19 protein-coding genes and 1 tRNA gene are annotated in these 20364 nt (G+C 72.0%); 12 read left to right on the top strand and 8 right to left on the bottom strand.

All coding sequences use genetic code 11. The features are described from left to right. Positions 1-341: 341 nt before the first annotated feature. The 6 genes from AOQ37_RS17745 (at position 342) to AOQ37_RS17720 (ending at position 6809) form a co-directional block, all read left to right on the top strand. The gene (locus AOQ37_RS17745) at positions 342-824 is read left to right on the top strand and encodes a CarD family transcriptional regulator (protein ID WP_003953493.1); all 483 of its coding nucleotides are present in this window, start codon (positions 342-344) and stop codon (positions 822-824) included. A 376-nt stretch (positions 825-1200) separates the two neighbouring features. Beyond that, positions 1201-1953, top strand: coding sequence for a 2-C-methyl-D-erythritol 4-phosphate cytidylyltransferase (ispD, locus tag AOQ37_RS17740; RefSeq protein WP_062645495.1), 753 nt, complete (start codon positions 1201-1203; stop codon positions 1951-1953). Then, complete coding sequence (ispF, locus tag AOQ37_RS17735; RefSeq protein ID WP_062645494.1) at positions 1943-2440, top strand: 2-C-methyl-D-erythritol 2,4-cyclodiphosphate synthase; 498 nt, start codon at positions 1943-1945, stop codon at positions 2438-2440. The genes ispD and ispF overlap by 11 nt, the downstream gene beginning before the upstream one ends. Positions 2441-2548: 108 nt before the next feature. Next, positions 2549-3949, top strand: coding sequence for a cysteine--tRNA ligase (cysS, locus tag AOQ37_RS17730; RefSeq protein ID WP_062645493.1), 1401 nt, complete (start codon positions 2549-2551; stop codon positions 3947-3949). Positions 3950-4050: 101 nt separating this feature from the next. Beyond that, positions 4051-4992, top strand: coding sequence for a 23S rRNA (guanosine(2251)-2'-O)-methyltransferase RlmB (gene rlmB, locus AOQ37_RS17725; protein ID WP_062645492.1), 942 nt, complete (start codon positions 4051-4053; stop codon positions 4990-4992). Positions 4993-5138: 146 nt separating this feature from the next. After that, positions 5139-6809, top strand: coding sequence for a DoxX family membrane protein (locus AOQ37_RS17720; protein WP_078890231.1), 1671 nt, complete (start codon positions 5139-5141; stop codon positions 6807-6809). Positions 6810-7059: 250 nt separating this feature from the next. On the opposite strand, the gene AOQ37_RS17715 is transcribed toward AOQ37_RS17720, so the two are convergent. The 3 genes from AOQ37_RS17715 to AOQ37_RS17705 form a co-directional block, all read right to left on the bottom strand. Then, entirely contained in the window at positions 7060-7800 is a 741-nt protein-coding gene (locus AOQ37_RS17715; RefSeq protein ID WP_062645490.1) for a nucleotidyltransferase family protein, read from the bottom strand. A gap of 97 nt (positions 7801-7897) precedes the next feature. Continuing rightward, a complete protein-coding gene (locus tag AOQ37_RS17710; protein ID WP_062645489.1) occupies positions 7898-8368 on the bottom strand; it encodes a hypothetical protein in 471 nt (156 codons plus the stop codon). A gap of 273 nt (positions 8369-8641) precedes the next feature. After that, complete coding sequence (locus tag AOQ37_RS17705) at positions 8642-9730, bottom strand: ABC transporter ATP-binding protein (protein WP_062645488.1); 1089 nt, start codon at positions 9728-9730, stop codon at positions 8642-8644. Between the two features lie 270 nt (positions 9731-10000). Between AOQ37_RS17705 and AOQ37_RS17700 the strand changes: the two genes are divergently transcribed. The 3 genes from AOQ37_RS17700 to AOQ37_RS17690 all read left to right on the top strand — a co-directional run bounded on the left by AOQ37_RS17700 (position 10001) and on the right by AOQ37_RS17690 (position 12248). Beyond that, positions 10001-10077: transfer RNA gene (locus AOQ37_RS17700), tRNA-Thr, on the top strand. 116 nt (positions 10078-10193) lie between these two features. Continuing rightward, positions 10194-10820 (top strand): rhomboid-like protein, encoded by a 627-nt coding sequence (locus AOQ37_RS17695; RefSeq protein ID WP_199825047.1) that lies wholly within the window; start codon positions 10194-10196, stop codon positions 10818-10820. A 9-nt stretch (positions 10821-10829) separates the two neighbouring features. Then, on the top strand, positions 10830-12248 hold the full coding sequence (locus AOQ37_RS17690) for an NAD(P)/FAD-dependent oxidoreductase (protein ID WP_062645487.1): 1419 nt from the start codon (positions 10830-10832) through the stop codon (positions 12246-12248). A 146-nt stretch (positions 12249-12394) separates the two neighbouring features. Here the strand turns inward: AOQ37_RS17690 and AOQ37_RS17685 are convergent, their stop codons facing one another. Together AOQ37_RS17685 and AOQ37_RS17680 are read right to left on the bottom strand one after the other, a co-directional pair. Beyond that, positions 12395-13897 carry an MFS transporter gene (locus AOQ37_RS17685; RefSeq protein WP_062645486.1) on the bottom strand — a complete coding sequence of 501 codons (1503 nt, stop codon included), beginning with the start codon at positions 13895-13897 and terminating at the stop codon, positions 12395-12397. Positions 13898-14027: 130 nt separating this feature from the next. Next, positions 14028-14999 (bottom strand): zinc-binding dehydrogenase, encoded by a 972-nt coding sequence (locus tag AOQ37_RS17680; protein WP_062645485.1) that lies wholly within the window; start codon positions 14997-14999, stop codon positions 14028-14030. Between the two features lie 190 nt (positions 15000-15189). Between AOQ37_RS17680 and AOQ37_RS17675 the strand changes: the two genes are divergently transcribed. Further along, positions 15190-15882 carry a pentapeptide repeat-containing protein gene (locus tag AOQ37_RS17675; RefSeq protein WP_234436926.1) on the top strand — a complete coding sequence of 231 codons (693 nt, stop codon included), beginning with the start codon at positions 15190-15192 and terminating at the stop codon, positions 15880-15882. On the opposite strand, the gene AOQ37_RS17670 is transcribed toward AOQ37_RS17675, so the two are convergent. Then, positions 15879-16379 carry a hypothetical protein gene (locus tag AOQ37_RS17670; protein ID WP_062645605.1) on the bottom strand — a complete coding sequence of 167 codons (501 nt, stop codon included), beginning with the start codon at positions 16377-16379 and terminating at the stop codon, positions 15879-15881. The two genes, AOQ37_RS17675 and AOQ37_RS17670, sit on opposite strands and share 4 nt — an antisense overlap. A gap of 58 nt (positions 16380-16437) precedes the next feature. On the opposite strand from AOQ37_RS17670, the gene AOQ37_RS17665 reads away from it, so the two are divergent. Continuing rightward, the gene (locus tag AOQ37_RS17665) at positions 16438-17958 is read left to right on the top strand and encodes a M1 family metallopeptidase (protein ID WP_062645483.1); all 1521 of its coding nucleotides are present in this window, start codon (positions 16438-16440) and stop codon (positions 17956-17958) included. Positions 17959-18007: 49 nt separating this feature from the next. Here AOQ37_RS17665 and AOQ37_RS17660 read toward each other — a convergent pair whose 3' ends face one another. Together AOQ37_RS17660 and AOQ37_RS17655 are read right to left on the bottom strand one after the other, a co-directional pair. Beyond that, entirely contained in the window at positions 18008-18982 is a 975-nt protein-coding gene (locus tag AOQ37_RS17660) for a bifunctional GNAT family N-acetyltransferase/NUDIX hydrolase (RefSeq protein ID WP_062645604.1), read from the bottom strand. 140 nt (positions 18983-19122) lie between these two features. Next, positions 19123-19698 (bottom strand): TerD family protein, encoded by a 576-nt coding sequence (locus tag AOQ37_RS17655; RefSeq protein WP_020130301.1) that lies wholly within the window; start codon positions 19696-19698, stop codon positions 19123-19125. Positions 19699-19904: 206 nt separating this feature from the next. Between AOQ37_RS17655 and arfB the strand changes: the two genes are divergently transcribed. After that, complete coding sequence (arfB, locus tag AOQ37_RS17650; RefSeq protein WP_062645482.1) at positions 19905-20342, top strand: alternative ribosome rescue aminoacyl-tRNA hydrolase ArfB; 438 nt, start codon at positions 19905-19907, stop codon at positions 20340-20342. Positions 20343-20364: the final 22 nt, after the last annotated feature.

The raw sequence follows: 20364 nt of genomic DNA, 5'->3' as shown, positions 1-20364 counted from the left end.
CGGAATTGATCACGGGCGTGGTCGAGAGGGCGATGATCAATTCCGGAAACGACTCGTATCCGGCCACGTGAACCGAACGGAGTAGCGGAAGTCGCACTCCTGGAAGCGGACATATGTGGACGTTCGGCCGTTCGGGCGGGCCTCCGGATGTGTGTAACGTGCGCGTTTCTCCCCCCTCGGAGAGCACCTCCGACCTGCGAATACCTGCTTCCGCCGCCCCCGCGCAGCACGTTCCTGTTGCTGTTGTCAAGCCCCGAGATATGCCCTGACCTGCGAAAACGCCATTCAGAACCCGCAGTTTCCGTGTTACCCTGGATAGCCACGGAAGGGGTACCTGTCACATGACGTTCAAGGTTGGCGACACCGTGGTCTATCCCCATCACGGGGCCGCGCTGATCGAGGCCATCGAAACTCGCCAGATCAAAGGCGTGGACAAGACCTACTTGGTGCTGAAGGTCGCCCAGGGTGACCTGACGGTACGTGTGCCAGCGGACAATGCGGAGTTCGTCGGCGTACGTGATGTGGTCGGTCAGGACGGGCTGGACCGGGTCTTCGAGGTGCTGCGCGCGCCGTACGCCGAGGAGCCCACGAACTGGTCGCGTCGTTACAAGGCAAATCTGGAGAAGCTCGCCTCCGGCGATGTCATCAAGGTCGCGGAAGTCGTGCGTGACCTGTGGCGTCGTGAGCGCGAGCGCGGACTCTCCGCCGGTGAGAAGCGCATGCTCGCCAAGGCCCGCCAGATCCTGGTGAGCGAGCTCGCTCTCGCGGAGAACACCAACGAGGACAAGGCCGAAGCACTGCTCGACGAGGTGCTCGCGTCCTGACCCGACGCGTTTTTCGTGTGCTGACGCCGGCCCGAGACCGGCTTCGGCACGCCGAGGAACACGCACACTGAAGAACACCGAAATGCCGCGGTGCCCGATGACGAATTCCCCGTCGCCGGGCGCTGCGGCATGTTCGTGCCAGGACAAGCGCTCCCGCCAGGACAATCGCCGTAACGCACCGCCCCCGCAGGAGTTGCTGGTCGATCCCGCCCCCGTACCGCCCCCGATAATGCGACCGATGCTTCGATACTTGATGTGCCGGGCCCGGGCTGCTGCCTCGACCGGCACGTCACGGAAGGGTCCGGTCAAGGCGTCGCGCCCGGCACTTCCAGGGCCATACCCACGCCGGGCCGGAACACAAACCTGACAGGAACCGATGTCTGACGATTCGCGTCCCTCCCCCGCGCCCGCCCGCACGGCCGCGGTGATTCCGGCCGCCGGACGGGGTGTCCGCCTCGGTCCGGGCGCCCCCAAGGCGCTCCGCACGCTGGGCGGCACACCCATGCTGATCCACGCGGTACGCGCCCTCGCCGCCTCCCGCGCGGTCGCCCTGGTCGTCGTCGTGGCCCCGCCGGACGGCACCGCCGAGGTGAAGTCGCTGCTCGACGCGCACGCGCTGCCCGACCGCACCGACTTCCTGGTCGTACCCGGCGGTGAGACCCGCCAGGAGTCGGTGAAGCTCGGCCTGGACGCGCTGCCGCCCGGCCACGACATCGTGCTCGTGCACGACGCCGCCCGGCCGCTGGTCCCCGTCGACACGGTCGACGCCGTCATCGAGGCCGTACGCGAGGGCGCGCCCGCCGTCGTCCCGGCGCTGCCGCTGGCGGACACCGTCAAGGAGGTCGAACCGGCCGTCACCACCGGCGACCCCGAACCGGTCGTCGCGACGCCGGAGCGCGCCCGCCTCCGTGCCGTGCAGACCCCGCAGGGCTTCGACCGGGCCACCCTGGTCCGCGCCCACGAGACGGTCACCGAGAACGTCACCGACGACGCGAGCATGGTCGAGCAGCTGGGGCTGACAGTCGTGGTCGTCCCCGGCCACGAGGAGGCCTTCAAGGTCACCCGGCCCCTCGACCTGGTCCTCGCGGAGGCGGTCCTGGCCCGCAGGAGGCTCAACGATGGCTTCTGAGACGCGGCCCGTGCTTCCCCAGGTCGGGATCGGCACCGACATCCACGCCTTCGAGGAGGGCCGCGAGCTGTGGTGCGCGGGCCTGAAGTGGGAAGGGCAGGGCCCCGGGCTGGCCGGGCACTCCGACGCGGACGTCGTCGCGCACGCCGCCTGCAACGCGCTCTTCTCCGCGGCCGGCCTCGGTGACCTGGGGCAGCACTTCGGCACCGGGCGCCCCGAGTGGTCCGGCGCCTCGGGCGTCACCCTGCTCACGGAGGCGGCCCGGATCGTCCGCGAGGCCGGCTTCGTCATCGGCAACGTCGCCGTGCAGGTCGTGGGTCCCCGGCCCAAGATCGGCAAGCGGCGCGACGAGGCGCAGAAGATCCTGTCCGAGGCGGCCGGCGCGCCGGTGTCGGTATCGGGCGCCACGACGGACGGGCTCGGCTTCCCGGGACGCGACGAGGGCCTGATGGCGATCGCGACGGCGCTGGTGGCACGTACCGGCTGACCCGCGGGACACCCGCACCGGCCGACATATGCCATGGCATGTCACGAATGTGTGGCCCTTGGGTGGAAGGGGCTCGGGGCATCGCTCCGCGCCCACTACCCTGGAGTGGTGACCATTCGCCTGTACGACACCAGTGCCCGGCAGATCCGTGACTTCGTCCCGCTCCAGCCGGGTTGTGTCTCGATCTACCTGTGTGGTGCCACCGTGCAGGCCGCTCCGCACATCGGGCACATCCGTTCGGGCCTGAACTTCGACATCATGCGGCGCTGGTTCGCGCACCGCGGCTACGACGTCACCTTCATCCGCAACGTCACCGACATCGACGACAAGATCATCGCCAAGTCGCACGACCAGGGCCGCCCCTGGTGGTCGATCGGGTACGAGAACGAGCGGGCGTTCAACGACGGCTACCAGGCGCTGGGTTGCCTGCCGCCGACCTACGAACCCCGCGCCACCGGGCACGTCCCGGAGATGATCGAGATGATGCGCGGGCTGATCGAGCGCGGCCACGCCTACGAGTCCGACGGCAACGTCTACTTCGACGTGCGCTCCTTCCCGGAGTACCTCCAGCTGTCCAACCAGGAGCTGGACAACCTGCTCCAGCCCTCGGGCGACGGCGAGACCGGCAAGCGCGACCAGCGCGACTTCGCCCTGTGGAAGTCCGTCAAGCCGGGCGAGCCGAGCTGGGAGACCCCCTGGGGCCGCGGGCGTCCCGGCTGGCACCTCGAGTGCTCGGCCATGGCGCACAAGTACCTGGGGTCCGTGTTCGACATCCACGGCGGCGGCCTCGACCTGATCTTCCCGCACCACGAGAACGAGATCGCCCAGGCCAAGGCCTACGGCGACGAGTTCGCGCGGTACTGGGTGCACAACGCCTGGGTCACCATGGCCGGGGAGAAGATGTCGAAGTCGCTGGGCAACAGCGTCCTCGTCTCCGAGATGGTGAAGCAGTGGCGCCCGATCGTGCTGCGCTACTACCTCGGTACCCCGCACTACCGTTCGATGATCGAGTACAGCGAGGAGTCCCTGCGCGAGGCCGAGTCGGCGTTCGCGCGGATCGAGGGCTTCGTGCAGCGCGTCGTCGAGAAGGCCGGGGGAGTCGTCGAGCCCGCGGCCGAGGTGCCGCCGGCCTTCGCCGAGGCGATGGACGACGACCTCGGTGTCCCCCAGGCGCTCGCCATCGTGCACACGACGGTCCGGCAGGGGAACTCGGCGCTCGCCGCCGACGACAAGGAAGCCGCCGTGGCCCGCCTCGCCGAGGTCCGCGCCATGCTCGGCGTCCTCGGCCTGGACCCGCTCGACGCGCACTGGGCCGGCGAGGAGAGCCGGGGCGAGGACCTGCACGGCGTGGTCGACAGCCTCGTCCGACTCGTCCTCGACCAGCGGGAGTCGGCGCGCGGGCGCAAGGACTGGGCGACCGCGGACGCCATTCGTGACCAGCTGACCCAGTCCGGCCTGGCCATCGAGGACGGCCCGCAGGGGCCGCGCTGGAGCCTCGGCCCGCGGTAGGGCGGCCCCAGGGCCCGTCCTTGATCGAGTGTGCCGCCCGGCCTTCCGGGCGGCACACTGCATAAGACGTACGTACGAAAGCTCACGGAGACGAGAGACTCATGGCAGCCAACAACCGCCGCATGTCCGGCAAGAAGGGCGCGCAGGTCGGCAGTGGCGGCCAGCGGCGCCGAGGCCTGGAAGGCAAGGGACCGACCCCGCCCGCCGAGATGCGCAAGAAGCACAAGGCGAACCGCATCGCGACCGCCAAGGCCAAGCAGGCCGCCCGCCGCCCCGCGCCGCGCGGCCGTGGCGGCAAGGGCACGTCCGAGATGGTCGTCGGCCGGAACTCCGTCGTCGAGGCGCTGCGCGAGGGCGTGCCCGCGACGATGCTCTACGTGCAGCAGTTCATCGACAACGACGAGCGGGTGCGCGAGGCGCTCCAGCTCGCCGGTGAGCGCGGCGGCATCCACCTCATGGAGGCCCCGCGTCCCGAACTGGACCGCATGACCAACGGTCTCAACCACCAGGGCCTGGTCCTCCAGGTCCCGCCGTACGAGTACGCGCACCCCGAGGACCTGGCGTCGGCCGCCTACGACAACGGCGAGGACCCGCTGATCGTCGCCCTCGACGGCGTGACCGACCCGCGCAACCTGGGCGCCGTCGTCCGCTCCGTCTCCGCCTTCGGCGGTCACGGCGTGGTCGTCCCGGAGCGCCGTGCGGCCGGTATGACGGCCGGGGCCTGGAAGACGTCCGCCGGTGCGGCCGCCCGTACCCCGGTCGCCCGCGCCACCAACCTCACCCGTGCGCTGGAGGCCTACAAGAAGGCCGGCATCGCGATCGTCGGCCTGGCCGCCGACGGCGAGCACGAGGTCGGCACGCTGAAGGCGCTGGACGGCCCGGTCGTCATCGTCGTCGGCAGCGAGGGCAAGGGCCTGTCCCGCCTGGTCGGCGAGACCTGTGACTTCCGGGTCCGGATCCCGATGCCCGGTGGCGCGGAGTCCCTCAACGCCGGTGTGGCGGCCGGGATCGTGCTGTACGAGGCGGCTCGGCGGCGCGGCTGAGTGCCGACGGGCGCGGCCCGGTGGCCGCGCCCGTGTGCGGGGAGTTCACCCGAACGGGTTAATCCCGGCGAGTAGTGCAACCTTGACGGAGTCCGGACAGATCCGGCGGGTCAAAGCAGTGTCCTAAACACACGTCACTCGGTTAGATGAGTGTGGACACCAGAACACCCCGCACACCCACGGGGGACCGCTCGTCGGGATTCGACGACGCTCCCGCGCTGAGCATGGTGAAGGTGCCGAGCGATCCGGCGCAGATCATCGTCAGCCACGCGAGCTTCCGCGTGCAGCTGGGCGCGTCGGCGCGGCGTAACCAATCCCCGCGGATCGCCCGGCACGTGAGCGCCATCGATGACACCGCGCGCATGGCCGCCGTCGGGTCGGCCGGCAGAGCGGGCGCCGCTTCCGGTGGCCGTCGGCGGGCCGTCGTCTGGAGCGGCAAGTCCGCCCCGGACGACACCGGGGCCCACCGGCTGCTCCAGGCCGTGCGGGCAGGCAGCGTCGGGCACGGCGAACCGCCCGGTGCCGACGCCGGAGCCACCCAGGTCATCCCCCGTGTCGACATGGGCGACCGGGGCTACGACGGCGGCCTCGCCGCGCAGACCCTTGAGACCCCGATCGTCGGCGCCCAGCGGACGCCCGTCGACGGCGAGCAGCGGATCCTGCCGAACATGCGCGGCGTCGGCAGCGCCTACGACGAACCCGCCTACGACGACGCCCAGTTCGAGGACTTCGGGGACGCCGACACCGACCCCGAGCCGGCTCCGCGCGGCCGTCGGCAGGGCGACGACCCCGCCCGGCACGCCTATTACCCCGGCCGCCGGATGAACCTCGGCGTGGTCCTGCTCCCGCTGCGCGTCTTCCTCGGCTTCATCTCCATCTACGCCGGCATGGGCAAGCTGTGCGACCCCGTCTACTTCGACGGCGGCAAGCGCGGCTCCATGGTGAAGTGGCTCGACACCCTGCACCCGTGGGAAGTCGCGGAGCCGCTACGCCAGTTCGCCCTGCACCACCCCGTCGGCTCCGGCCTCGTCATCGCGTTCCTCCAGGTCGTCGTCGGCGTCCTCACGGTCCTGGGCTGCTGGCAGCGGGTCGCCGCGGTCGTCGGCGCCGGACTCTCGGCCGCGCTCATCGTCACCGTCAGCTGGAAGACCGTCCCGGTCTACGACACCCCCGACATCATCTACCTGGCCGCCTGGTCGCCGCTGATCATCGCCGGTGCCCCGGTCTACTCGGTGGACGGCCGGCTCGCCGCCGGGGCGTGGCGCCGGCTCGGCCCGCGCTCCGACCTGTGGGAGCTGCGCCGTTACGTGCTGCGCCGCGGTGCCCTGGTGACCGCGATCGCCGTCGGACTCACCCTGCTGGTCGGCTCGCTGCTCGGCGGTGCCGTCCGCGACGCCGACCGGGTGGTCGTCCCCGGTCCGGGCGAGCCCCCGCGCAACGAGCTGCCGGGTTCGCCGCTGCCGGAGAAGTCCGGCACGCACAAGGCGTCCCGCAAGCCCTCCGCGTCCAGCTCGCCCACCCAGGACGCCACGTCGGCGGCCCCGACGGCGGGTACGGACAGCGAGCCCTCCGAGGCGCGGGACTCCGGCACCACCGGCAGCGGTGACGCCGGCGCGCCCAGCCAGACGCAGGGCACCGCGGGCGAGGCCCCGCCGGAGCAGTCCACTCCGGTGGAGCAGGCCCCCGCCACCAGCTCGGGCCCCTCCTCCGGGGGTTCGGCCACCTCCGGCGGCTCGACGAGCGGCGGCGGTGGCGGCTCGGACGGCGGCTCCTCGTCCTCCGGCCAGCCGGGCCTGGTAGGCGGCCTGCTCGGATAGAGCCAGTACAAGAACCACCGAGGATGCCCCGCGCCACCCAACACCCGGCACCCTCGGTGGTTCAAGGCCGTGCGGCACCGCCAACAATTCAGGAGCGGTGGTCGAAGGGGGCGCGGGGAACGGCGCGATCAGCCCTCACCGGGCGGGTGGCCGAGGACGGTCCCTGTGCGGCACGGCCGGTGGTTCAGGGGCGCGGGGAACGGCGCGCTCGGCCCCCGCCGGGCGGGTGGCCGACGACGAACCCCTCCGCTCAACCCGCGGAGCGACTCAGCGCGGCCAGCTCCTTCGCCGCCTCCGTGAGGTCCTTCGCGGTGTCGATGGCCCGCCAGTACGCCCCCTGCGGGAGCGGGAACCCGGCCAGCCGCAGCTCGCGGGCGAGGTGCGGGAACGTCGTCCGCTCGTGGTCTCCCCGCTCGGGGAGCAGCCCGGCGAAGGCGGGGGAGAAGACGTAGACGCCCGCGTTGATCTCGTACGTGGTGGGCGGCGCCTCGATGAAGTCCGTGATGTGACCGAACCCGTCCGTCTGCACCGCACCCCACGGAATGCGCGGACGGGCCAGCGCCAGTGTCGCTATGGCGTCGCGCTCGGTGTGGAAGTCGGCCATCTCGCGCAGCGAGAAGCGGGTCCAGATGTCGCCGTTGGTGGCGTACCAGGGGCGGTCGGGGTGGGGCAGGTGGGCGGCCGCGTACTTCAGACCGCCGCCGCGGCCCAGGGGTTCGCTCTCCACGACGGTGGTGACCTTGACGGGCAGGTCGGCCGACTTCAGCCAGTCCTGGAGGACCTCGGCGAGGTGGCCGCAGGACACGACGACGTCGGTGACGCCCTCCTCGGCGAGCCAGCCGAGCTGATGGCCGATGATCGGCGTCCCCGTGCCGGGGATCTCGACCATCGGCTTGGGCCGGTCGTCGGTGTACGGACGCAGCCGGGACCCCTGGCCACCGGCCAGGATGACGGCTTGCGTGGGGCGGGACGCGGCGTGCGGATCGGTCATGCCCGCACTGTACGTGCCGCCTGTTCCGGGGCGTGCGGCTCCCCCGGCGGGAGGGGAACCGCACGCCCCGGTCGCTACGGCCCGGGGGCCCGGTGGCTCAGCCCCGGGCCGCCAGCACGCCCGAGGCGAAGGCCGTGTCGCACACCGGGCGGGAGTACGACTGGGCGCGCGAGGGGCCGTACGCGCGGACGGCGGCGCGGCCCAGGGCACGGGCGATGGAGGAGCAGTGCCTCGCCAGCGACGGCTTGCCGTTCACGGCCGCCTGGAGATGGGTCAGGGCGACGCCTGGATCCTTCTCCTGGAGCTCGGTCAGCAACTGGTCGCGCAGCACGTCCTGCGGGGCCTTGGCGGCCTGGTGCGAGGACTGCTGCGCGGCGGAGACGTCGGAGGCGGTGAGCACCGAATCCGAGGGGTTCCCCGACCAGTTGACCCGGGTGACCGCGAGGGTCCCGGAGAGCACCATGACGACGGGCAGGACGAGGGCGAGCGAGCGGCCGATCCGGCGGGCTGGGCCGCCCTGGCCGCGGCGCGTGCGCTGGGTGGTGGAGTGGTTCGCGGAGTGCTTCACGCGTGAGAGGGTAGCGTGCAGTAGTTATTTGGCGACATTTAGTCACCCGGACGGGGGATGAAGCGGTGCTCCCTTTTGGGTAAGGGGTTGACGGACCGCGAGTGAAATGTCCGCTGTGCCGGGGATTCCCCGGACAGCGAGAAGGGCCCCGCAGCAGGCTGCGGGGCCCTTCTCGTCACATCGGGTGAATCACCGGGATCCAAACCGGATCCGGACCGGATCCAGGCCGGGTTCTGACCGGGCCGGACCTGCTCGGGGTCGGCCCGGGCCGGGTCAGTCGGAGAGGCGCGCGCCCGTCGACGTCGAGAAGACGTGGGTCTCGCCCGCGCGCGGGACGACGTGCAGCGTGCTGCCCTTCTCCGGGACGTCACGGCCGCCGACGCGGACCACGAGGTCCTTCGACTCGCCGCCGACCTTGGCGGTGCCGTAGACGAAGGCGTCGGAGCCGAGCTCCTCGACCACGTTCACGACGACCGCGAGGCCCGTGTCGGCGTCGGCGCCGGCCACGTCGAAGTGCTCCGGGCGGACGCCGACGGTGACCGTCTTGTCCGTGGCGGCGGCGAGCGCGTCACGCTGGACCGGCACCACCGAGTTGCCGAACTTCACGCCGCCGTCGGCGATCGGCACCTCGACGAGGTTCATCGCCGGGGAGCCGATGAAGCCGGCCACGAAGAGGTTCGCGGGCCGGTCGTACATGTTGCGCGGGGTGTCGACCTGCTGGAGCAGACCGTCCTTGAGGACCGCCACCCGGTCGCCCATGGTCAGGGCCTCGACCTGGTCGTGGGTGACGTAGACGGTGGTGATGCCGAGGCGGCGCTGGAGCGAGGCGATCTGCGTACGGGTCGAGACACGGAGCTTGGCGTCCAGGTTGGACAGCGGCTCGTCCATGAGGAAGACCTGCGGCTCACGCACGATGGCGCGGCCCATCGCGACACGCTGGCGCTGACCACCCGAGAGGGCCTTCGGCTTGCGGTCCAGGTACTCGGTGAGGTCGAGGATCTTCGCGGCCTCCTCGACCTTCTTCCGGATCTCCGTCTTGTTGACGCCGGCGATCTTGAGCGCGAAGCCCATGTTGTCGGCGACCGACATGTGCGGGTAGAGGGCGTAGTTCTGGAACACCATGGCGATGTCCCGGTCCTTGGGCGGCAGGTGCGTGACGTCGCGGTCGCCGATGCGGATCGCACCCCCGTTGACGTCCTCGAGCCCCGCGAGCATGCGGAGCGAGGTGGACTTTCCGCAGCCGGACGGGCCGACCAGGACGAGGAACTCGCCGTCCGCGATGTCGATCTCGAGTGCGTCGACGGCGGGCTTGGTGGAACCCGGGTAGATCCGGGTCGCCTTGTCGAACGTGACAGTGGCCATGGTGAGAGGCCCCCTTCTACCGGCAGGAACGTGCCGGACGATCCGTTGTAGGAAGGTGGTTGGTGTAGTCCACATGAGCGAACTGGGTCAGGACGGTACCTGGCGTTTCCCGGTCTGTCAGTACCCGCAGGCATGTGAACTTCGCGGAAACTCTCGAGGGGCACGGCGTGGCCCGCTGGTCGGAGCCCCGGACCGCCGAAGTCCGTGGCCCGGGGAAAGCCGGGCTGTGTACAGTGGTCCCGCCCTCGCGTGCGCGCGGTGGCGCGCGGTGCCTCCTTAGCTCAGCCGGCCAGAGCAGCTCACTTGTAATGAGCAGGTCGTCGGTTCGAATCCGACAGGGGGCTCCATGGAAAGCCCAGGTCAGCTTCGGTGCGGCCTGGGCTTTCCGCTGCCCCCGGCCGGCCTTTCGCCGATACTGGGCCGGGTGAGATGGCTCAGCGGGCTTTCCGGCGTCCCGCGGGCGGTGTGGGCGTACGTCCGCAGCGCGCCCGGCACCTATGTGTGGCTGGGGGTCCTGTTCGTCACGACCGTGGCGCTGCACCACATGTCGCCGGAGTTCGAGCAGGAGTTCCTGCGGCAGCGGTCCACCAACATCCACGAGCTGTCCCGGCACCCGGTGCGGGTGCTGGTGGCGAGCGCCATGTGGATCGACGGCGGGCACTGGCTGCCGTACGTGGTGCTGTACTCCGTCTTCCACGCCCCGGCCGAACGGTGGCTGGGGACCGCGCGGTGGCTGGCGGTGTGCGTGGCCGCACATGTGCTGGCGACCCTGATCAGCCAGGGCGCGCTGGCGCAGGCGATCAGGGACGGGCTCGCCCCGCAGTCCGCGGTCAACACCCTCGACGTCGGGGTGAGTTACGCGCTGTCGGGCGTGGTGGCGGTGCTCGGCTACCGGATCCGCCCGCCCTGGCGGTACGGGTATCTCGCGGCCGTGCTCGTCTTCTACGGCTTCCCGCTGACCGCCGGACCGACGTTCACGGACTTCGGCCACTTCGTCTCCGTCCTCGTCGGACTGGCCTGTCGTCCGCTGGTCAGAGGGGGTGAAAGACAACGGAATCCGAAGGAGACAGCGCCCGTGCCGCCGGGTTAACGTCCGGCCATGAGCAGCTCGGCAAGCGGTGTCGTGAACGGTCTCGTCAACGGCGGCATTTCCTTCTGGTACGCGGACGAGGGCCTGCCGCAGGTGCGGGAGCCACTCGCCGGGGACACCTCGGCCGATGTCGTGATCGTCGGCGGCGGGTACACGGGACTGTGGACGGCGTACTACCTGAAGAAGGCGGCCCCCTCGCTGCGGGTCACCGTCCTGGAGCAGCGGTTCTGCGGATACGGCGCCTCGGGGCGCAACGGCGGCTGGCTGTACAACGGCGTCGCGGGCCGGGACCGGTACGCGAAGCTGCACGGCCATGACGCCGCCGTCCGGCTCCAGCGGGCGATGAACGACACCGTCGGCGAGGTCGTCCGGGTGGTGGCGGAGGAGGGCTTCGACGCCGGTGTCCACCAGGGCGGGGTGCTGGAGGTGGCCCGTACCCCCGCGCAACTGGCGCGGCTGCGGGACTTCCACGCGCACGAGCTGTCGTACGGGGAGCGGGACCGTGAGCTGTACGGCGCCCGGGAGACGGCCGAGCGGGTGCGGGTGGCGGGTGCCGTGGGGTCGAGCTGGACCCCGCACGGGGCGCGGGTGCACCCGGTGAAGCTGGTCAAGGGGATCGCGGCGGCCGTGGCGGCGCTGGGGGTCGAGATCCACGAGTCGACGCCGGTGACGGAGATCCTGCCGGGCCGGGCGGTGACGCCGTACGGGACCGTTCGGGCGCCGTACGTGCTGCGCTGCACGGAGGGGTTCACGGCCGCGCTGAAGGGCGAGCGGCGGACCTGGCTGCCCATGAACTCGTCGATGATCGCCACCGAGCCGCTGACCGAGGAGCAGTGGGCGGCCGTGGGCTGGGAGGGCCGGGAAGCCCTGGGCGACATGGCGCACGCCTATATGTACGCCCAGCGCACGGCGGACGGCCGGATCGCGCTCGGCGGGCGCGGAGTGCCCTACCGCTTCGGCTCGCGGACCGACAACGACGGACGCACCCGGCTCGAGACCGCCGCGGCGCTGCGCGAGATCCTGGTCGGCTTCTTCCCGGCGCTGGCCGGGGTGCGGGTCGCGCACGCCTGGTCCGGGGTGCTGGGCGTGCCGCGCGACTGGTGCGCGACGGTGACGCTGGACCGGGACACCGGCATCGGCTGGGCGGGCGGTTACGTCGGCTCCGGCGTCGCCACCGCGAACCTGGCCGCGCGGACCCTGCGGGACCTGGTGCGGCTCGACTCCGGGGAGGACGGCCGCACCGACCTCACCGACCTGCCCTGGGTCGGCCACAAGGTGCGCAGGTGGGAGCCGGAGCCGCTGCGGTGGCTGGGGGTGCGGGGCATGTACGCGACCTACCGGGCGGCGGACCGCCGGGAGACGGAGCACCACGCGGCGGGATCCTCCCGACTGGCCCGTGTCGCGGACCGGGTGGCGGGACGCCACTGACGCGGGTCGCGGGTCGCGGGACGCTACTGACGCGCGTCGTGGGACGCCACTGACGTGGGTCGCGAGACGCCGTCGAAGCGGGCGGGGGCGGGCGCCGTGCGGGGCCCGGGTGCGCGGGGGCGGGGGCGGTCGGGAGGGGCGGGCGGTCAGCCCACCGACTCCGGTACGACTGATTCCGCCGGGGCGTGTCTCGGGGGGCCGGTGGTGACCATCAGGCCCGCCACCAGGCCGGCCAGCAGCATGATCCCGGCGGCCCACCAGATGGCCACCGTGTAGCCGTGCACCGTGCCCTCGGCCGCGATCCGCGCCCGGCGCGCGGGGCCGCCGGCCAGATGGGCCGAGAGGTAGGCGGTGCTGCTGGTGGTGGCGATCGTGTTGAGCAGCGCGGTACCGATGGAGCCGCCCACCTGCTGGGAGGTGTTGACGGTGGCGGAGGTGACGCCCGCGTCCTGCGGAGCGACGCCGGCCGTGGCCGTGGCGAAGACCGGCATGAAGGTCAGGCCCATGCCGAGGCCCATCAGCAGCAGCGCTGGCAGGATCTCGCTGGTGTAGGAGGAGTGCACGGTCATCTGGGTGAGGATCACCATGCCGCCCGCGGCGAGGAGCATGCCGGGGACCATCAGCATGCGCGGCGCGACGCGGTTCATCAGCCGGGCCGAGATCTGGGTGGAGCCGATGATGATCGCCAGGGTGAGGGGGAGGAAGGCGAGGCCCGTCCTCACGGGGGAGTAGCCGAGGATGACCTGGAGGTAGTAGGTCATGAACAGGAACAGGCCGAACATCCCGATGATGGCCAGGCCCATGGTCAGGAAGCAGCCCGCGCGGTTGCGGTTCCTGATGATGTGCAGGGGCAGCAGCGGCACCCGCGCCTTCGTCTGCCACCACACGAAGGCCGTGAGCAGCACGATCCCGCCCGCGAAGAGCCCCAGCACCAGGGGGTCGGTCCAGCCGCGCGGCTCGGCCTCGCTGAAGCCGTAGACGATCGCGACCAGGCCGCCGCAGCCCAGCACCGCGCCGGGCACGTCGAGCCGGACGTCCGCGTGGCCGGGTCGGTCGTGGAGCAGCACGAGACCGCCGAACACGGCGATGACGGCGATGGGCACGTTGACGTACAGGCACCAGCGCCAGTCGAGGTACTCGGTCAGCAGGCCGCCGACGATGAAGCCGATCGCGGCGCCGCTGCCGGCGAGCGCGCCGTAGATGCCGAAGGCCTTGCCGCGTTCCTTGGGGTCGGTGAACGTCGTGGTCAGGAGGCTGAGGGCGGAAGGGGCGAGCAGGGCCGCGAAGACGCCCTGGAGGGCGCGGGCGCCGAACAGCATGCCCGAGCCGGTGGCCGCCCCGCCGAGCGCGGAGGCGATGGCGAAGCCGATCAGTCCGATGACGAAGGTGCGTTTGCGGCCCACCAGGTCGGCGATACGGCCGCCGAGCAGCAGCAGGCCGCCGAAGGCCAGCGTGTAGGCGGTGATCACCCACTGACGGTCGCCGTCGGAGATGCCCAGGTCCTGCTGTGCGGAGGGCAGCGCGATGTTCACGATCGTCGCGTCCAGGACGACCATGAGCTGGGCGAGGGCGATGATCACCAGGCCCCACCAGCGGCGGGGATCGGGTGCGGTGTCGGCGGAGGATTCACCTGTCCGGGTGACACTCATTCCGACAGAACACCATGAATCGGGCCTTATCGCATCCTTGGACTGTTCGGCCGTTCGGCCGATGGATCGACTCCGGCCGTCCGGGCGACCGGGCGACCGGTCTGCCGATCGGACGGGCCGTCAAGGCCGGTCAGGGCACCAGGACGACCTTTCCCGTCGTTCCGCGGGTCTCCAGCGCCCGGTGCGCGGCGGCGGCCTCGGCGAGCGGGAAGGTCTGTACCGCCGGGACCAGCCGGCCGGCGGCCGCCTCGGCGAGGGCGCGCAGCTCCAGGGCCCGCAGACCGCCCGCCTTCTCGATCATCACGGGTCCCAGGACGGACCGGGAGACGCCCTCGACGAAGTAGCCCTCCCCGTCGCGGACGCCTTCGGCGGACCAGCCGAAGACGAGGTGGGTGCCCGTGGGGCCGAGCAGGGCGACGGCCGCACGGGCGACGTCCCCGCCCACCCCGTCGAAGACGACGTCGGCGGCCCGGCCGTCCAGGTGCGCGCGGACCCTGGCGGGCCAGGCGGTGTCCGTGTAGTCGACGGCGAGATCGGCGCCGTTCGCCGCGACCCGGGCCACCTTCTCCGGGCCGCCGGCCAGCCCGACGACGGTCGCGCCCGCGTTCCTGGCGTACTGCACGAGGAGCGTGCCGATGCCGCCCGCGGCCGCGGGGACCACGGCGACGGACGCGGGCCCGAGCTCGGCGAACTGGAGGATCCCGAGTGCCGTACGACCCGTGCCGATCATGGCGACGGCCTGGGCGGGGTCCAGGTTCGGCGGGATCTCGTGCGCACGGTCCGCGTCGGTGACGGCGCGTTCGGCGTATCCGCCGGGCGCGAAGCCGAGGTGGGCGACGACGCGCCTGCCGAGCCAGCCGGCGGGGGTGCCCTCGCCGAGCGCCTCGACGACGCCGGCGATCTCCCGGCCGGGGACGGTGGGCAGGGCCGTCGGTGCGGGGGCGGGGCCCTGGAAGCCCTCGCGCAGGGCGGTGTCCAGCAGGTGGACGCCCGCGGCCTCGACGGCGACCCGGATCTGGCCGGGGCCGGGCACCGGGTCGGCGACCTCCTCGTAGCGCAGGTTCTCGGCGGGACCGAAGGCGTGAAGACGGATGGCGTGCACAGAATCCCCCGGTGGGTCGTGGGTCGTGGGTTGCGGGTTGCGGGTTGCGGGTTGCGGGTTGCGGGTTGTGCGTTGAGCGTGGGGACGGGGTGTCGCCCGACCGGATACAGCCTTCAACCTGAACCTTGATTGAGGTCAAGGGCGTTCCGGCGGGCGGGGGATTGTCAGTGGTGGGGTGCAGCATGGGGGGATGGCGAGGACAGGTACCGGGAGAACCGGCAGGGCCGGGGCGGCGGTGAAGGGCGCGCGGCGTCCGGAGGTGCGGCTGCCGCCGCTGGAGCCGTACGGGGGCGGGGAGCTGGAGCCCGACGGCGACTACGACGGCGTGGAGCTGCGCGAGCTGGACCTCGCGGGGCAGGACGGCGGGGGCGCCCGCTTCATGGACTGCGCCCTGACGGGCTGTGCGCTGGACGGGGCGCGGCTGCGCCACACCCGTTTCCTCGACTCGGTCCTCACCGGCATCCGGGGTGTCGGCACCGACCTGGCGGAGGCGACCCTGCGCGATGTCGAGCTGCTCGACGCCCGCCTGGGCGGCACCCAGATGTACGGCGCCGTGCTGGAACGGGTCGTGATCCGCGGCGGCAAGATCGACTACCTGAACCTGCGCCAGGCGCGGCTGCGGGACGTGGTGTTCGAGTCCTGTGTCCTGGTGGAGCCGGACTTCGGCGGGGCCCGTCTGGAGCGCGTCGAGTTCGTCGACTGCGCGCTGAAGTCCGCCGACTTCACCGCGGCGACCCTGGCGGACGTGGATCTGCGCGGAGCGGTGGAACTGGGCCTCGCGGGTGGCGTGGACCGTCTGTCCGGCGCGGTCATCAGCGCGGCCCAGCTGCTGGATCTGGCTCCCGTGCTGGCGGCCGAACTGGGGATCAGGGTGGAGGGCTAGCGGACCCGCGGGAAGCGGGCTTGCAGCGTCCAGATCGCCGGGTTCTCGGCCAGGTCCTCGTGCAGGTCGGTGAGGTCGGCGAGCAGGTCGTGCAGGAAGTCGCGGGCCTCGCGGCGCAGTTCGGTGTGGGAGAAGGTGAGCGGGGGCTCCTCCACCGGCATCCAGTCCGCCGCGATGTCCACCCAGCCGAAGCGCCGCTCGAACAGCATGCGGTCGGTGGACTCGGTGAAGTCCAGTTCCGCGTACTGCGGGCGGGAGGCGCGGGAGCCCGCCGGGTCCTGGTCGATCAGCTCCACGATGTCGCACAGCGCCCACGCGAAGTCCAGTACCGGCACCCATCCCCAGGCTGTGGACACCTCACGGTCCGCCTTGGTGTCGGCGAGGTAGACGTCGCCGCAGAACAGGTCGTGGCGGAGGCTGTGGACGTCCGCGCGCCGGTAGTCCTTCTGCGGCGGGTCCGGGAAGCGGTTGGAGAGGGCGTAGCCGATGTCGAGCACGTAGGCGATGGTGTCACGCCCCGGCGCCGGGGCGGGTCGGCCCCATAGGATCACTGACATGTCCCGATCCGCACGCCTTGTCCCCGCGGTGGCCGCCGTGACGCTGCTGCTCGCCCTGACCGCATGCGACGACGACGGGGCACAGGACACCCCGGGGGCCCGGGGCCGGGACGCAGCGGGTGCCGCGGGCGTCGGTGCCGAGGGCGTCGGTGATCCGTACTTCCCCGAGGCGGGCAACGGCGGTTACGACGTCTCGCACTACGGCCTCGCCCTCGCCTACACCCCCGACGGCAACCGGCTCACCGGCACCGCCGTCGTCACCGCCCGCGCTACCGAGGACCTCGCCGCCTTCGATCTGGATCTGGCGGGCATGACGGTCGAGGAGGTCACCGTCGCGGGCGACAGGGCCGGGTTCCGCCGGGACGGCCAGGAGCTGATCGTCAGCCCGCCGGTCGCCCTGTCCGAGGGGGAGACCTTCGAGGTCCGGGTCCGCTACTCCGGCAGCCCGCGGACGATCACCGACCCGGACGGCTCGAAGGAGGGCTGGCTGCGCACCGCGGACGGAGCGCTCGCCCTCGGCGAACCGACCGGCTCCATGGCCTGGTTCCCCGGCAACCACCACCCCTCGGACAAGGCGGCGTACGACATCGCCGTGACCGTCCCGAAGGGCCTGACGGCCGTCTCCAACGGGGAGTTGCGCCGTACGACGACGGCGGCCGACGGCCGTACGACCTTCGCCTGGCACACCGCCGAACCGATGGCGAGCTACCTGGCGACCGTCGCGATCGGCCGCTACACCGTGACCCGCTCCACCCTCCCCGGCTCCACCGGCCCCGGCTCGGGCTCTGCCACCGGCTCTGCCACCGGCTCCGGCTCCCGCTCCGGCTCCGCGGCGGAGGGCGGGCTGCCGGTGTACGTCGCCGTGGACCCGTCCCAGGTGGCCGCGAGCCGTACGGTGCTCGCCCGGCTGCCGGAGGTCATGGAGTGGGCGGAGTACAACTTCGGCCCCTACCCGTTCTCCTCCGCCGGCGCGATCGTCGACCGCCCCGAGGACGCCGAGTACGCCCTGGAGACCCAGAACCGGCCCGTCTACCCCGGTGCCCCCGATCTCGTGACCCTCGTCCACGAGACCGCCCACCAGTGGTTCGGCGACTCCGTCACGCCGAGGACCTGGCAGGACATGTGGCTCAACGAGGGCCTGGCGACCTACGCCGAGTGGCTGTGGACGGAGGACGAGGGCGGCGCCACGGCCGAGGAGACGTTCACGCGGCTGTACGACCACGGCGAGGACGAGTACGAGGACCTGTGGGCGTTCCCGCCCGCGAAGCCGACGAGTGCGGCGCACATCTCCGACACCCCCGTCTACGTGCGCGGCGCGATGGTGATCCACCGCATCCGCCGGACCGTCGGCGACGACGCCTTCTACGACATCGTCCAGGGCTGGGCCGCCGCCCACCGCCACGCCGGCGCCGGCACCGACGACTTCACGGCGTACGTGGAGAAGCGGGCGCCGGACGAGGACTTCGACGAGATCTGGGCGGACTGGCTGTACGGGGAGGGCAAACCCGCCCGTCCGTGAGCCGCCCGTTCGTGAGCCGCCCGTCCGTGAGCCGCCCGTCCGTGAGCCGTCAGGCCGGGCCCGGACGGCGGTGGCCGCTCTCCGCCTCCCACGCGTCGAGCAGCGGGGCGAGGCCCGGCGGCCACACCGGCTCGGCCTCCCGTGCGAGCTCCTCGCGCGTCCACCAGCGCCAGCCGAGGATGCCGTCCGTGGCGTGGGCGGCCGCGAGGCCGGGCCCGCCGGGTTCGCGACGCGGGCCGGGGGAGACGTAGATGTGCTCGTGCTGGCTGATCAGGATGCCCTTCCGGGTGAAGTCGTGTTCCCAGGTGCACAGCAGGGGCCCCGGCTCCAGGTCCGCCCACCCGGTCTCCTCGCGCAGTTCGCGCAGCGCGCCCTGGCGCGGGGACTCGCCCTCCTCCAGGCCGCCGCCGGGCAGCGCCCAGTGCTCGCCGGTGTCGGCGTTCCGGTACCGGAACAGCAGGACGGCACCCCGGGGATCGACGACGGCGACCCGGGCGGCGCGGCGGGATCTGCGCAGCGGCTTGCGCAGCACGGCGCAGGGCCGGCCCCGTTCCAGGTCGGGCCGGTGACCGATGACCTGGTACCCGAGCGCGGTCCAGAAGGCGAGTCCCGCGGAGTTGGCGTCGAGCACGGCGAGCCGCAGGGCGTCGCGGCCGGCCGCCCAGAAGCGGTCCTCGACCTGCTGGACGATCCGCCTGCCGTGGCCCTGTCCCTGCACGGTCGCGTCCACCATCAGCAACCCGATCCATGGATCGGGGTCGGTCGGGTCGGGATGCCGCGCGAGCGTGATCACGACCCCGACCAGTCGCCCCCGGCTGCGGGCGAGCAGGACTTCCGCGTCCTCGTGCGCCAGCTCCCGCGCGAGCGCCGCGGCCACCTGCTCCGGCCGGATGTCGTCCGGGTCCGGGAAGTCACCGCTGAGGGCGTGGAACGCGTGCTGGGAGGCGTAGAGCGCGGTGAGTTCGGTGAGCAGGGGCCCTGGGATGTCGTGGTCGGCGGTGAGCGGGAGCGGACTGAGAAGCATGGGCAGCACGCTAGGGCCTGTCCGGGCGGATCACCCCGCGGACGCGGGGCCCGGCACACGGACGGAGAGACCGCGGAGCCCCCGGCCGGGTGGGCCGGGGGCTCCGCTGAGGCGTGCGCGGGGGCGCGTCACCCAAGAACTCAGACGCTGACGCCGAAGTCCTGGGCGATACCCACGAGGCCGGACGCGTAGCCCTGGCCGACCGCGCGGAACTTCCACTCCGCGCCGTTGCGGTAGAGCTCGCCGAAGACCATGGCCGTCTCGGTGGCCGCGTCCTCCGAGAGGTCGTAGCGGGCGATCTCGGCGCCGCCGGCCTGGTTGACGATACGGATGTAGGCGTTGCGGACCTGGCCGAAGTTCTGCGAGCGGTTCTCCGCGTCGTAGATCGAGACCGGGAAGACGATCTTGTCGATGTCGGCCGGGAGACCGGCCAGGTTGACGTTGATGGCCTCGTCGTCGCCCGCGCCCTCGCCGGTGCGGTTGTCGCCGGTGTGGACGATGGTCTGGTCCGGCGTCTGCTTGTTGTTGAAGAAGACGAAGTGACCGTCGGAGTAGACCTTGCCCTGGGGGTTGACCGCGATCGCCGAGGCGTCGAGGTCGAAGTCCGTGCCGGTGGTGGTGCGGACGTCCCAGCCGAGGCCCACGGTGACGGCGGTCAGGCCCGGAGCCTCCTTGGTGAGCGAGACGTTGCCACCCTTGGACAGGCTTACAGCCATGGTTGGGAGTCCTTCCCTCGTTGCGTACGGCTTCGTACGGGGCTTCGTACGGGCACGAAGCTACAGCTATCCCTATGAACGCAGCGAAGGGTGCTCAAGGTTCCCCGCCACTCCGCGTTTCTTTACTTTCTTTACCGAGGTGATCCGGTGGCGGGTTCCGGACGCCGGTGATATTCGCGTGACGTGGGGACGCCAGGAGCGGGAACATGGTCGGCATGTCTGGTCCCTATGTCGTCCGCGGCTCCGTCTCGCTTCCCGAGGCCGAGCTCATGTGGCGTTTCTCGCGGTCTTCGGGGCCGGGCGGGCAGCACGTCAACACCAGCGACTCGCAGGTGGAGCTCCGCTTCGACATCGCGCGCACCGAGGCGCTGCCCGAGGTGTGGAAGGCGCGCGCGCTCGAGCGGCTGGCCGGACGGCTGGCCGACGGCGTGGTCACCGTCCGCGCCTCCGAGCACCGCTCGCAGTGGCGCAACCGCGAGACCGCCGCCGTACGCCTCGCCGCCCTGCTCGCCGAGGCCGCCGCGCCGCCGCCCAAGCCGCGCCGGCCGACCCGGATCCCGCGCGGGATCAACGAGCGCCGGCTGCGGGAGAAGAAGCAGCGTTCGCAGACGAAGCGGGGCCGGGACGGCCGGGACTGGGGCTGACCCGAGCGGGTCGCCACGGACC

Source organism: Streptomyces maremycinicus (assembly GCF_001184025.1).
In the GTDB taxonomy this organism is placed as follows: Bacteria; Actinomycetota; Actinomycetes; order Streptomycetales; family Streptomycetaceae; genus Streptomyces; species Streptomyces maremycinicus.
The sequence above is the reverse complement of the archived record's forward strand: the minus strand, read 5'-3'. Positions and strand labels throughout refer to the sequence as shown.